Origin of the sequence: Acidovorax facilis, from assembly GCF_023913775.1 — a bacterium.
GTDB lineage: Bacteria > Pseudomonadota > Gammaproteobacteria > Burkholderiales > Burkholderiaceae_C > Acidovorax > Acidovorax facilis.
The window spans coordinates 14,522-28,326 of sequence record NZ_JAMXAX010000080.1; the positions used below are offsets into that span (position 1 = coordinate 14,522).

6 protein-coding genes are annotated in these 13,805 nt (G+C 66.0%); 2 read left to right on the plus strand and 4 right to left on the minus strand.

Going from position 1 to position 13,805, the window contains the following annotated elements:
* Positions 1 to 73: 73 nt before the first annotated feature.
* From NFX52_RS19570 to NFX52_RS19585, 4 genes are all read right to left on the minus strand, one after another.
* The gene (locus NFX52_RS19570; RefSeq protein ID WP_055400615.1) at positions 74 to 2,359 is read right to left on the minus strand and encodes a bifunctional diguanylate cyclase/phosphodiesterase; all 2,286 of its coding nucleotides are present in this window, start codon (positions 2,357 to 2,359) and stop codon (positions 74 to 76) included.
* Between the two features lie 84 nt (positions 2,360 to 2,443).
* Positions 2,444 to 4,723, minus strand: a complete 2,280-nt coding sequence (pbpC, locus tag NFX52_RS19575; RefSeq protein ID WP_055400616.1) for a penicillin-binding protein 1C — start codon at positions 4,721 to 4,723, stop codon at positions 2,444 to 2,446.
* 49 nt (positions 4,724 to 4,772) lie between these two features.
* The gene (locus NFX52_RS19580; RefSeq protein WP_055400618.1) at positions 4,773 to 5,141 is read right to left on the minus strand and encodes a hypothetical protein; all 369 of its coding nucleotides are present in this window, start codon (positions 5,139 to 5,141) and stop codon (positions 4,773 to 4,775) included.
* A gap of 52 nt (positions 5,142 to 5,193) precedes the next feature.
* Positions 5,194 to 11,166, minus strand: a complete 5,973-nt coding sequence (locus NFX52_RS19585; RefSeq protein ID WP_055400620.1) for an alpha-2-macroglobulin family protein — start codon at positions 11,164 to 11,166, stop codon at positions 5,194 to 5,196.
* Positions 11,167 to 11,348: 182 nt separating this feature from the next.
* Here NFX52_RS19585 and NFX52_RS19590 point away from each other — a divergent pair, with 182 nt between their 5' ends.
* Both NFX52_RS19590 and NFX52_RS19595 read left to right on the plus strand, forming a co-directional pair.
* On the plus strand, positions 11,349 to 11,888 hold the full coding sequence (locus NFX52_RS19590; protein ID WP_055400622.1) for a hypothetical protein: 540 nt from the start codon (positions 11,349 to 11,351) through the stop codon (positions 11,886 to 11,888).
* A 14-nt stretch (positions 11,889 to 11,902) separates the two neighbouring features.
* Positions 11,903 to 13,222 (plus strand): tetratricopeptide repeat protein, encoded by a 1,320-nt coding sequence (locus NFX52_RS19595; RefSeq protein ID WP_055400624.1) that lies wholly within the window; start codon positions 11,903 to 11,905, stop codon positions 13,220 to 13,222.
* Positions 13,223 to 13,805: the final 583 nt, after the last annotated feature.

Genomic DNA, 13,805 nt, shown 5'->3' on the forward strand with positions numbered 1-13,805 from the left:
TGCTCGCGCTTATTTGGAAAGCGCTAATAGCTATAAAAATTATAGCAAGATCCCACACCAGAGCTCTGGCGGCTTATGGATCCTGCCCAGCCTCCACAGCGGCCAGCACCACCTCGGGCTCGGCGTCCGGGCCCCGGTAGAGCATGAAGCGCATGCGCCCGCCGCGTTTGGCGGCGTACATGGCGCTGTCGGCATGGCGCGAGAGCGCATCGAACGTATCGCCGTGCTGAGGGAAGAGTGCGATGCCGCCGCTCAGCCCCACCTGCAGAAAACGCCCCGCCAGCGCGAAGGGCGCGTCGCACGACGCAAGGATCTTGCGCGCCACTTGGCAGGCGGCCTCGGCGCCGTCCAGCCCCGGCAGCAGCACCACAAACTCATCCCCGCCCTGGCGGCACACGGTGTCGGACGCGCGCACGGCAGCCTTCAGGCGCTGCGCAAACTGCACCAGCAGCAGGTCGCCCACATCGTGGCCCAGGGTATCGTTCACGTCCTTGAAGCCGTCCAGATCCAGGTACATCACGGCCAGGCACTTGCCGTCGCGGCGGGCCTGCGAGATGGCCAGCTGGGCGCGGTCTTGCAGCAGCACGCGGTTGGGCAGGTCGGTCAGTGCGTCGTACTGGGCCAGGTGGGCCATGCGCTCGGCCATGACCACCGATTCGGTCACGTCGCGCAGTACGGCCACGGCGCCGGTCACCGTGCCATGGCGGTCGGTGATGGGGCTGGCGGTTTCCTCCACCTGGAAGCGCTGGCCATTGGTGCGGTGCAACAGCACGCCCCGCACGGGGGGAGTCGCCATGCCGCACTGGATGGCCGCACGCAGCGTGTTGGTCAAAGGCTCATCGTTGTCAGGGCTGCGCAGGCTCACCACCTCGTCCACGGTGTGGCCTGCCGCATCAAACGCCTGCCAGCCCGTCAGGCGTTCTGCCACGGGGTTGAGGTAGGTCACCATGCCCTTCGCGTCCGAGCAGACCACTGCGTCGCCAATGGCTTGCAGCATCAGGCGCACGCGCTCTTTCTCGTCGAACAGCTCGTTCTCCATGTGCTTGCGCTCGGTAATATCCGTCACTTGCACGAAGAGCCCGGTGACCACGCCGCGCGCGTCTGCGTCGGGCAGGTAGGAGACGATACTGTGCCGCGGCTGGCCTTTCGGGTTCTGGTCCGTACGTTCAAAGCGCTGCGGTGCACCCGCCAACGCCAGGTCGTAGTAGGGCTTGCTGGCCGCGTAGCGGGATTCGCTGAGCAGCTCGCTGATATGCCGGCCGCGCACAGGCACCGGGTAGGTGCCGAACTCCTCGAGTGCCGCCCGGTTGGCAAAGCGGTTGTGCATACTGGCATCCCAGTAGGCAATCATCGAAGGCACGTTGTCGAGGATGGTGCGCAGGTCATGCTCAGCCTCGGCCAAACGCGCCGAAACCTGCTGGCGCAGCACCAGCTCACGCACGAACAGCAGCGCCAACCCAAGGCAGCCAGCCATCAACAGCGCAGCAAAACCACCCAGGACCCAGGCACTGCTCCTCCACTTGGCCAAGATGGTGTCGGTGGACTGGGCCACGTTCAGAATCAGGGGGTAGTTGCCCACAGGCCGGAAGGAGTACAAACGCTCCACGCCGTCGAGCGCGGCCTTACCGACAAAAGAGCCTGTGCCCTCGGCCTGAAAACGCAGCAGGTTAGGCGTACCAGCGATGGTTTTGCCGACATCAGCATCACCATACGGAAAGCGGGAGATCACCACCCCGTCCCGCCGAAACATGTTGACCCCGCTGTTGGAGCCCAGGTCCAGCGAACCAAACAGTTCGTTGAAATAACTCAGGCGGATAGCGCCGACCACCACCCCGGCAAAGCTTCCGTCTGCATGGAAGTACGGACGAGAAATGGGAAGGATGTTCAGACCTGTCACCCGTGAAGGCACGGGCTTGCCGAAGAACAGCTCCCGCTCGCCCCGCTCACTGAATGCCAGAAAGTAGTCGCGGTCGCCCAAGTTGGTGCGGCGAGGGGTCAGGGAGCCCGAGTCCAGAATGACGTTGCCCTGAGCGTCCAGCACCAGCACATCGCCCGCGCCGCGCGCACGCAGCGAGTTGTCAAACACCACCCGCGCACGCAGGTCGGGGGGCAGCGCCCATACCTCGGGCCGCGCCACCTCGCGGGCCACGCCCTCCAGGGATTTGTCGAACGAGTCCAGCGACCAGGCCAGGCCCTGCTCCATGGTGCGGGCCAGGTTGGAGTTGGTCTGCACCGCGTAGCTCCATTCGTCGTTGCGAATGGTCCAGATGGTGCGGGCAAACAAGGCACCAATGCCCAGAGCCACCAGCAAAGCCAGCCATATGAGGCGGTGAGAGAAAAACTGGCGAAGGGAGGGCATAGGGATAGTTTGTAACTATTTTAAACAGCCGCCTTAACAGGGACTTGGCCCCAAGTCACACCGTATTCCTCGGACTTGTCAGCGTCAATGCGCACCTGCCCGGAGAGGCTGGGCCACCACACCTGCGCCGCGCACCTCCAAACGGACCTCGTCCAGCACCTTGCCCTGCGCGTCGGTGAGCTGCACCACATGGCGCCCGGGCCAGGGCAACCAGGCCACCCGAGGGCCTCGGCCCAGGGTTTTGCCATCCAGCCGCCACTGCACCGCATTGCCCGTGGCGGTGAACTGCAGGCGCTGGCGCGCCGGGGGGATGTCGGGGTCCAGCGCAATGATGGTGCCCGGGGCTGGGGCGGTGATGCGCGGGGGCAGACCCGCAGGAGATACGGCCGCATCGGGTGCAGATTTTTTAGCATAATTTTGGCCGCTGGCGCTTGATGGGTAAGCGCTAATAGCTACCGAATCAATAGCAAAAAACGCCTGCTGGGTGCCCTGCACAAACCATTCTTCCCGCGCGGCCTCCAGCGGCTGGCCGCCGCCGCGTGGGTCCGGGCTGCCGGGCTGCGGCGCCACGGGCCCAAATCGCACCGCTGTGCGGGCCAGGCCTAGGGGGGCCTTGGGGGCGCGGCTGGGCTCGCGGGCATGCAAAAACCCCATCACCGCCGACCAGATGGGGGCCGCGCCGCTGGTACCGCTCACATCGTGCATGGCGGCGCCGCTGGCGTTGCCCACCCACACGCCCACGGTGTAGCGCTCTGACCAGCCCACGGCCCAGTTGTCGCGCATGTCCTTGCTGGTGCCGGTTTTCACGGCCGTCCAGAAGCGGGTGGCCAGCACGCTGTCGGTGCCAAAGGTGCGGGCGCGTGCGTTGCCGTCCGAGAGGATGTCACCCACGATGAAGGCGGCACGGGCGTCCAGCGCAGGGGCAAAGCGCGGCTTGGCAACATCCGAGAGCGCTACAGCACTCGACCGTCCGCCGTTGGCGAGCGTGCGGAAGGCGTTGGTCAGGTGCAGCAGCGGCACCTCGGGGCTGCCCAGCGCCAGGCTGTAGCCAAAATAATCGCCGCTTTCGCGCAGCGGCAGGCCCACGGCGCCGAGCTGGCGGTGGAATGCGTCGGGCGTGACCATCACCAGCGTGCGCACGGCCGGCACGTTGAGCGAGGCCGCCAGCGCGGTGCGCACCGACACCCAGCCCTTGAACTGCCGGTCGTAGTTCTGCGGGATGTACAGGCCACTGGCAGTGGTGATCTGCGCGGGTGAGTCCTCTACCAGCGAGGCCGCCGTGAGGCGCCGCTCGGCAATCGCCTGCGCATACAAAAACGGTTTGAGCGTGGAGCCCGGCTGGCGCAGCGCCAGCACGCCATCGACCTCGCTGGCCTGGCTCAGTTGCCCTGAAGACCCCACCCAGGCCAGCACCGCGCCCGTTGCGTTGTCGAGCACCAGCACGGCGCCGTCTTCCACATTGCGCCCGCGCAGCTCGCGCAGGTGCTGCTGCAGGCTCTGCACGGCAAAACGCTGCAGCGGCGCGCGCAGGGTGCTGGGCACATGCTCGGGCACGGCGCCGTCTTTGCCAGAGCGCTGGCGAAGCAGGTAGCGGGCGAAGTGCGGCGCCACGCCTTCGCTCGCATCAAATGCGCGGCGCTGCAGGGCGGCGGTGGTGAAGAGGTCCAGCGCATCGCAATCCACGCGGGCCGGGGCTGGGGTGGCGCGCTGCGCGGGGCGCGCGCCGCTGGTGGCCTGCATATCGCGCAGCACCCCGCACGCCCGTTGCGCCACCAGCGCGGGCCGGGCATTGGGCGCGCGCACCAGGGCCGCAGCCACCGCCGCCTCGCGGTCGTCCAGCCCATGGGACGCCTTGCCAAACAGCGTGCGCGAGAGCGCATCAATGCCCACCAGCTCGCTGCGAAACGGCACGAGGTTGAGGTAGGCCTCCAGGATCTGGTCTTTGCGCCAGCGCCGGTCCAGCACCTGTGCGGCCACCGTCTGCCCCAGCTTTTGCACCACGGTGCGCCCGCCAGGGCCCTGGCGCCAGTCACCGTCGAGCAAACCCGCCAGCTGCATGGTGATGGTGCTGGCCCCGCGCGTGCGCTGGTTCCACAGGTTGCCCCAGGCGGCGGCCGAAGCGGCGCGCCAGTCCACGCCGCTGTGCTCAAAAAAGCGCTTGTCCTCGCTCAGCACCAGGGCCGTGCGCAGGGCGGGCGACACCTCCGCCAAAGGCACCCACTGGCCGCGTCGCACGGTGGCATCGGTGCGCAGGCGCTGCAGTACCTCGCCTTCGCGGGAGAGGATGAGGGTGTCGGAGGGCTTGAAGTCGGCTCGCACCTCGTCAAACGCCGGAATCGCCCAGGCGGCCGATGCGCTGACCATCCAGAGAGTCCAGCCAGCGTACCAGCGGCGAACGCCGCCCCCCCGGCGCTCAGCCATTGGGATGCTCCCGGTCAAACCGGGTTTCGGCCTCGCTCAGGTGGCGCAGCAGCACGTGCGAAATCAGGTTGACGCCAATGCCACCAAACACCACGGGCAATACATAGAGCGCGATGGACAGCTCGGAGATGAACACCGCGTCGTCGGCCAGCGACGGCGTGGTTTTTGCCAGGGACGCGAGCGACTGCAGCAGGTACACGTCCACCCCAGCGATCAGCACCAGTGCCACACCAAAGCCGAGTACGGCCACGCGGGAGATGGACCGGGTCGCCAGCAGCAACCCGTAAATGCCCGCAGGCAAAACCAGCGAAAACGCCACCAGCACCCAGAACCGCAGTTCCACAAAAACACTGAGGCTCATGGCGTTGTTCTGAAGGGCAGGCTCAAAACGGAAGGCTGCATGGCGCTGCGGTTTACCGAGCCGCCTCCACCTTTACCCGCGCGTTGGGCACCTCGCCAAACATCTCGGGGGCGTACATGGCCTCCACCCGGCTGGGCGGCAAGGCAAAGTCGCCCACGTTGTTCAGGCGCACGGTGTATTCCATCTTGACCGTGCCCTTGGGCAGGTACTCGTAGTAGCTGCGGAAGGCCTCGAAGCTGCGCTCCTCGAACGCGGGCCAGCCCGCGCCGCTGCGGGCCTTTTCGCCCTGCGTGGCAATGGCCGAATCCCGGCCCAGGCCGCTGCCCAGGATGGTGGCACCGCCCGGAATCGGGTCGGTGATGGCCACCCAGGTCATGTCGGCGCTGGCGTTCACCTCCAGCGTCACACGCAGCACGTCGCCGCGCGTGTACTGGCCTGCGGGCAGCGACTTGTTGGCCTGCTCCACGGGTGTCACGGTCTTGGTGATGGCATATCCCGCAGCAAAGGGCGCCTTGAGCTGGATGGCGGCGACGGATTGCAGGGTGAGCCACGGCTTGCCGGGCCCTTGGTGGGTCACCGCCAGGTTCTCCTTGCCACCGGCCTTGCCCCAGGCCAGGAACATGTCGTTGTTCTTGAGGTTGCCGGGCGATGCGGGCGCGCCGAACCAGGTGGTCTGGTGCGCGGCGCCTGTAGCGTCACTGGCCTTCACGCGCTCGACCTTGCTCCAGTCCACGGTAGCACTGTTGCCAGACATCGTGGCCTTGGTGGTGCCCGAGACTGGCACGGCCTCGAACTTGGCGCTAAATTTTTCCAGCGCCAGTCCACCCCACAGATTGGCGGTGGTGGTGTGCCAGGCGCCCGCCTGCTGGCGGCTGATGAAACCGTTTGCGAGGCGGCCCATGTCGTCCTTCCATGCCGGGTCGTCCATCACCGCGAGCATCAGGCGCGCGGTGTTCACGTCGCCGTTTTGCATCAGCCACCACCAGTAGTCGTCCTGCTCGGTGCTGAAGATGAGCTTGGTGCCCTGGAACGACAGTCGGCTGCGCAGGATCTGCATGGCCTCGGCCAGGCGCTGGTCGCGCTGGGGCACATCGGCCACGCGCTTCAAGACGTTGACCCAGTCGATCACCGTGTGCGTGGGCCACTGGTTGGGCGCGATGGTGATGCTGCTGACCATGCGGCCCTGGGCCTTGCCGTAGCGCGACAGCGCTTCGAGCGCGGCCACCTTGCGCATGTCCAGGTCCTTGCGGGGGCTCCAGAAGCTGCGCTGGATGCGGCCTTCCACAAACGCGATCAGGCCACGCTCCATGGGCGCGCGGGCGGCATCGGGCAATGCAAACGCGGGGTTGATGCTGGCGGCCTCGTGCGTGGCGGCCAGCACGTAGGCCGTCAGCGTGTCGCTTCCCCGGTTGCCATCCCCATCACGCGGTGGGAAGTAGTTGGCCAGGCCGTCGCTGTCGAGGTAGGTGGGCAACTGCGCCACCACGGTCTGCCACAGCGCGCCGTCGCGCAGGCCCACGGCCTTGCTGGTCTTTTGCTCCAGGCAGGCAAAGGGGTAGCGTGCCCACCAGTCGCGCACGCCCGGCAGGCCTTCGGCCAGCTTGGGCTGCAGCGACATCTTGAGGCCGCCCCGGCCGGGGATGGCGTCCGCTGGCGGGTTCACATCCAGGTTGAAGCTGCCGTCCACCTGCACCAGCGTGGCCTGCTGCACCGTGAGTGGCACAGCCGGGATGATGCGCTGGCGCGCCTTGAGCGCATCGCGGGCGCCGCCCACGGTGTCCTTCGCCTCGATCTCCCACAGGATGGACTCGGCGCGGGTCTGCGCCAGTTGCGCTGGCGCCGTCACGTTCCAGGCGACTTCACGCGCTTCTTCGGGCGGTATGTCGATGGTCTGCGGCTTCAGGTCGAGCAGCGTGGCGCGGGGCGATACCTCCACCTTCATCGCCGTCTTGGTGGTGTTGCGCAGCGTGATCTGGGCGCGGAACTGGTCGTCCTCGCGCACCAGTGGCGGCAGGCCGCTGATGATCTGCAAGTCCTGCGTGGCGCGGATGCTGGTGCTGCCGGTGCCGAAGAGGCCCGTGGCGGCATCGGCCACAGCCACGATCTTGAAGGTGGTGAGTGAGTCGTTCAGCGGCACCGTCACCTTGGCCTGGCCGTTGGCGTCGAGCTGGATGGAGGGCTCCCACAGCAGCAGCGTGTCGAGCAGCTCACGCGTCTGCGCGCGCCCCCCGCCACCGCCTGCAGGCACGGCCTTTTTGCCGTAGTGGCGGCGGCCGATGATTTCCATCTGCGCGGTCGATGTCTCCACGCCCCAGTTGCGCCGCTGCAGCATGGCTTCGAGCAGGTTCCAGCTGGTGTTGGGCATCAGCTCCAGCAGGGCCTGGTCCACAGCGGCCAGGGCCACCTCGGCATTGGCAGCGGGCTTGCCGCCCGGCAGGGTCGCGGTGATGGTGACCTGGGCCTTGCCGCGCACGGCGTAGCTTTCCTTGTCCGTGGTCACCTTCACGTCGATCTGGTGGGCCGCTGTGCCCACGCGAATCTCGGCCATGCCCAGACGGAACGCGGGTTTGGACAAGTCCACCAGCGCCGTGGGCGCCTGGTACTCCTTGCCTTCGTACCAGAACGAGGTCCACCACTCGCGCGGCGCCTTGAAGCCCCAGGTGAAGAAGCTGTACCACGGCACCTCGCGCAGGCGGCCACGCAGGGCCAGCACGCTCACGTACACATTGGGGCCCCAGTCGGGCTGCACCTTCAGGCTCACCGTGGGGTCTTGCCCGTTGAGCTGCACCACCTGGGTGTCGATGATGCCTTCGCGTTCGACAGCCACCAGGGCCGTGGCAAAACGGAACGGCATGCGCACCTGGAACTTGGCGATCTCGCCGGGCTGGTAGCTTTTCTTTTCGGGCAGCAGGTCGATGCGGTCGTGGTCTTCGCCGCCAAACCACAGCTCGCCCTGGCGCGTGACCCATACGGAGGATGCGGCCACGCTGGTGTTGCCGTCCTTGTCGGTGGCGGTCACCACCAGTTCCACCTCGCCGGGTTCGTCGAGCTTGGACTCGCACAGCAGCAGGCCGCGTGCATCGCTCTTGCCGCTGCACAGCGTGCCCAGGTCTTTGGTTTCGGTCTGGTTGTCGTAGCTGTAGAAGCCGCCCACCATGCGCTTGCGTGTGCTGGTGGTGATGCGGGCAATGGCCTGCACCTGCAGCGAGGTGTCGGCTGAGGGTTTGCCGTTGTGCTGCAAGGCCAGCGCCTGGTAGCGGATCTTCTGTCGGGCAGACACCCAGCCCTCGGTCTTGATGCCCGCCACCACACCGGCGGGCCACACCGCTTGCGTGCTGCGGATGGTCTGCACCTCGCCATTGGGGTCGGCGTAGGTGGCTTCCAGCAGCAGCTCCTGCGGCTGGCGGGCCTGGGGCACGTTGTCGATGGTGACCTTGCCCGCACCGTCCTTGTTCAGCGTGAGCGGCAGCTTGTCGGCAATCACGCGTGCATCCTGGCGGGCCGCAGCTTCTTCGTCGTCGCTGTTCGCACTTTCCTGCTCGCGCTTGCGGGGCGGTGTGAAGCGGAAGGCCTCGTAGTCGCTGTACTGCAGCGCCTTGCCGCGCACCATGGCCGACACGCGCACCGGCAGGTTGGCGGCCCCGCCGCCCGCCACGTAGTTGATCTGCACATCGGTGGGCACCGAGCGCACGCGCACCAGGGCCTTCTTCTCGACCGGGGTGATGCGCCCCTCCAGCACGGGCAGGCGGAACTCCTCCACCCGGAACTCGCCGGAGCCGAAGCTGCGTTCATCACCGGAATCCTTGCGCAGCTCCACCTGGTACACCCCCAGCTTGGCGGCGGGCGGGATGGCGAAGCTGTTCAGCGCACTGAGGCCACCCGTGGCCGTGTCGCGCCAGACGATGGGCTGGGTGAACTGCTGGCCACTGCCCACATGGGTGATGACCAGGGTTTCGGGCCGTGCCTTGGGCAGCGCAAAACCCTGGCGGGTTTCCGAGCGCAGCACGTGTTTCATCGACACGGTCTCGCCCGCGCGAAACAAGGTGCGGTCAAAAATGGTGTGGGCGCGTTCGCTGGGGCGCGGGTCGCTGTTCGTGGGCACGTTGAAGCGCCAGGGCTCGATGCCGCGCTGCCAGTCGCTCCAGGTGAAAGCCATGTCCTCCACGCCGCCCTCGTCCTTGTGGCGCGCGCTGACGAAGTAGGCGTTGCCGCCGTCGCCGTAGTCGCCGCCGTCGCTGCAGCGGGTGGGGTCGGACGACAGACCTTCGATGCGGGCCACGCCCTGGGCATCGGTCAGCGCGTTGGCCAGCTCATTGCCCTTGCAGTCGCTCACACGCACCGTGGCGCCCTGCACCGGCTGGCCCTTGTCCAGCGTGGTCACCCAGGCCATGGCGTTTTCGCGGCCGAGCTTGAAATGCACGCCCAGGTTGGTCACCAGGGCCGAGGTGCGCACGACCATCGTGCGGGCCTCCCCGTGGCGCTCATCCAGCAGCGAAGCGCCGAGCTTTTGCGAGGCGATCTCCACCACGTGGAAGCCGGGCGAGAGCGGAATGCCCACCACCTCGAACGGGCGCGGGTCGTTGCTCGCTGGCTTGGGCAAGTCCAGTGTCTTCACGCCACCCTTGCCCGCCAGCAGCGAAAGCATGCGTGACTGCACATACTCCTTGTCTTCGTCCAGCACCTTGGGCAGCGGGCCGGTCACGTCGCGCCGCGCCTGCTTGCGATCCACCACGTAGCTGTCGTAGCGCTGCACCTTCTTGAACCACGCAATGATGTCGACGTCGGTGCGCGGCTTGAGCGTGCTCACGGTGCCCGGCTGCAGGCCCTGCACGCGCAGGGCGGCTTCCACGTTGCGCAGTGTCACGGGCAACAGCGCTGGGGGGTTGTCAGAGCGCGGGCCTTCGGAAAAACGCTCGACGATGCCAAAGGGCGCGGCCGCAAACTTGGCCAGGGGCGGCATGCCGCCGGTGGCCACCTTGAGCGGGAAGTTGTCTGCGTTGCGCAGCGGGCGGCCCGAGGCGTCCTTGAAATCCTTGGGCAGCTCCAGCGTGAAAGCCGTGTTTTCGGCCAGGGGCGCCGCAAACTGCACGCTGTTGACCAGCGCATCGCCTTTCTGGCCCTCGGTGTCGCCATCGGTCTGGGGCTTGAGGGTTTCCTTGCCCGACTTGAGGCGGATGGCCGTGGCCAGGCTGCGTGGCACCGGCGTGTTGAAGGACAGCCGCATCGGCCGGATGGGCAGGCAGGCCGCCTGCGCGTTCTCGCGTTCGCAGCTGAACTCGGCCGAGAATGGTTCGCGCACCTTGAAGTCAAAGCGCTTTTCCACCGTGTTGGGCACGCCGCTGGGCGTGGCCACGCCCTTGCCAAACACGATCTGCATGCGCGAGCCCGAGGTGAACCGCCGGTTGCAGGCCAGCGTGGCGTACTGCAGGGGTTCTTTGGCCGCATTTTTTTCCAGGCCCAGCGTCTTCAATATGTCGGCGCGCTGCGTGCCCTCGATCAGGCGCACCGGCACGCGCTCGCCCACGCCTTCCAACGTGCACCATACATGGGCCTGAACGCTGGCAGTGGTGGCGGGCCCGTTGAACTGCAGCACAAAGAACTGCTCTTCGTCGATGTCCTGGTAGGGGTTGGGGCGGATGGTCTGCACAAACGGCCCGCCGCTATTGAACTGATAGCTTTTGGCGCCCGTCAGATCAGCGCCAGAGGCCGATTTGAACCCGGGTTTGACCGTTGCGGTGCAGCGCACGCCGGGTGGAAGGTCACTTTCAAAGTCGAAAACCCACTCGCGCTCGCCTGTCCAGCGGCCCGTGCCCTTGGTGGCGCTGGCATCGCTGCAGCTCAGGTTGATGGGCGCGGGCGCCTTGGGGTCGCCGAAGTTGACGGCCGCCGCATCGAACTTGGCCACCACTTGCCGCACCCGGGCCACTTCGCCCTGCGGTGAAAAACTGGTGATCTGCAGGGCGTGTGCGCCCATCGAAACCAAAGCCCCCGACAACAACACCAGGGCACGTTGCAAGACATTCATTTTTGACATCCCTCTATCCGACTCGACCGCGAGGGTAGCCGATATGCCGGGGACCGCCCCCTGCTGCGATGACACGGAAGGTAACAACTCGTTCGCAGCCCCCGCGCGCCAAGGCTGGCGGGCAGTGCGCACAAACCCCACCGGTATACTGCGCCGCAAAATAAAGCGGGAGAGAGGGAATCATGAAAAAGATCGTCTTGTTGGCGGCCTTGTGCGCGGGCGCCTGGTATTACTTTGTCGGTGGGCGCACATTGGACGAAAAAATGGTGCGCGCCTACTACGACCAGAGCGCGCACGCCCTCTACAAGCGAGACGCTGAGCTGATGTGCAAACAGCTCAGCAGCAAGGCCATCATCCAGGACGAGACGGTGATGAACGGCCAGACGCAGCGCAGCACACTCAACCACGACCAGCAGTGCGAGGCCTTCAAGGCCAGCATGCAGATGTTCGAGCAGATCGGTGACCGCATGGGCGGCATCCTGACGGTGGAGTTCGAATTCCACATCGACAGCATCGAGATCGAACCGGGCCGCAAAAGCGCCAAGGTCAAAGGCACCAGCCTGCTGAAGATGGGAGAAACCGTCATGCAGTTCAGCTCCACCTTCAACGAGCAACTCGTGCGCGAAATGGGGCAAATGAAGCTCCTGCGCTCCGACCAGCGCACCGTGGTGCGCATGGCGGGCGGGCGCGGGATGTCGCAGTCCGACTTCTTCTCCAAATAAGCCCGGGGCACCCCATGCAGCGCGAAACCGCAAAGACGCCCCGTCCGTTCTGGCACCAGATCAACACCTTTTTCGCGTTTCCGCTGCAACCCAAGCCGCTGATGTACAGCGTGCTGCTGGCGCTCTCCAGCTTGCTGTTCAAGCTGGTCTTCTTTGTGCCCGACGCCCTGGGCATCCTGATTGTGGAGATCGGCATCCTGTTGGCCGCATCGCGCTACGGATTCAAAGTCACGGCCCTGGGCTCGCGCGGCATCTACAAGGCCGAAGACTACCCTTCCGAGTTGGACCCTGACTGGAAGAACCTGCCCTGGAAGCTGTTCGCCATCCTGATCGTGCAAGCCATGGCCGTGGGCTGGCTGCAGCGCCTGAACCCCCTGCTGGGCACGCTGGCCTGGCTGGCCATGTGTTTCCTGCTGCCCGCCACGCAGATCGTGCTGGTGCAGACCTGCAGCTTTACCGAAACCCTCAACCCCGCCAACGCCTGGAATGCCGTGCGCACCATTGGCTGGCCCTACCTGCTGCTGTGCCTGTTCCTCTTCCTGCTGAGCCAGGGCACCTTCATTGCGCTGGGCATGCTTGTGCCCATCTTCAAGGGCTGGATCCTGCTGCCCATCGTCAACTGGCTGCTGATCTATTTCAGCTGGGTCATGGCAAGCCTGCTGGGCTACGCCATGTACCAGAACCATGCAGCCTTTGGCATTGACCTGCTGCCCGGCGCAGGCCTGGACGACGACGGCACCCCTGTGGACCGCCGCAGCCCCCGCCAGATCGAGCAAGACGCCACCGACGCACACGTGGCCGCGCTGATCACCGCGGGCGACATGGTCGGCGCCCTGGGCGTAGCCTACGAAGACCAGCGCACCCGCAGCGACGAAGTGCCCGCACAGCGCCGCTACCACCGTGTGCTGACGCTGGCCGAAGGCAAAACCGCCACCCTGCTGGACCATGCCCAGCGCTACATCCCGCTGCTGCTGCGCTCGGGCCAGGGCGGCGAAGCGCTCAAGGTCTTTCAAACCTGCCGGGCCCAGGACGCCCAGTTTGCGCTGCAGGACGCCAACGCCACCCTCAACCTGGCCAAAGCCGCCTGGAATGCCAACAACGCCAAAGACGCGCTGGCCCTGCTGCAGGGCTTTGACCGCCGCTTCAAAAACCACGACAGCGTGCCCGCCGCCTATGAACTGGTGGCCCGCGTGCTGCTGCAAGGCATGAACCGCGCCGACATGGCCCTGCGCGTGCTGGCCACGCTGGAGTCCCGCCACCCGGACACCGAGGCCACGCGGGAAACGCGGTGGCTGCTGCGCAACCATGTGCCGCAGGGGGCTGCGGGGGGTTAAGGATGACCTGCATAACCCTCGCGAGGCGGTGGTAGTGCGGATCGGGATGGGGCACAAGGCGTCTTTTTGCAGCCAATAGCCGCGCTATTGGCAAGAAAAGCAACGCAGTGGACCGCCCGAGACCGCGCTATCACAGACCGCAGGGAGTTATGCAGGTCATCCTTAAGGGGTTTTGGGGATTTCTGCGCCCTGGCGCTTATCCATCAAGCGCGAGATGCTATGGTATTGATAGTGATTGCCGAGTGTTCCATGAACCGGCCGGGCCTCTTCTCTGAACAGGCATGCCTCACACACCAGCAAGCCAGCAAACCAGCCCAGGCTTCGGCAAGTTCGGCCCGAGCGGGTGGGGCAAAAACCCCACGTCCACTACAAAAATAGTAGCTGCTAGCGCTTGATGAATAAGCGCTAGCGGCCTAAAACATCAAAAAATCCAAGACCAAACATCACCCCGGCATCCGCAACCCCGAAGACACCGAAGGCACGTTCGACGGCCGATGCTGCGGCCCCTTTGGCTGCTCCACCCGCACCAGATGCGCGTCTGCAACTCCACCGTTCAGCCCCACCTCCCCACTCGCCGGTGCAT

Coding starts and splice junctions, on each gene's coding strand:
- NFX52_RS19570 (WP_055400615.1), bottom strand. CDS start 2,359: ATGCCCTCCCTTCGCCAGTTTTTCTCTCACCGCCTCATATGGCTGGCT.
- NFX52_RS19580 (WP_055400618.1), bottom strand. CDS start 5,141: ATGAGCCTCAGTGTTTTTGTGGAACTGCGGTTCTGGGTGCTGGTGGCG.
- pbpC (WP_055400616.1), bottom strand. CDS start 4,723: ATGGTCAGCGCATCGGCCGCCTGGGCGATTCCGGCGTTTGACGAGGTG.
- NFX52_RS19595 (WP_055400624.1), top strand. CDS start 11,903: ATGCAGCGCGAAACCGCAAAGACGCCCCGTCCGTTCTGGCACCAGATC.
- NFX52_RS19590 (WP_055400622.1), top strand. CDS start 11,349: ATGAAAAAGATCGTCTTGTTGGCGGCCTTGTGCGCGGGCGCCTGGTAT.
- NFX52_RS19585 (WP_055400620.1), bottom strand. CDS start 11,166: ATGAATGTCTTGCAACGTGCCCTGGTGTTGTTGTCGGGGGCTTTGGTT.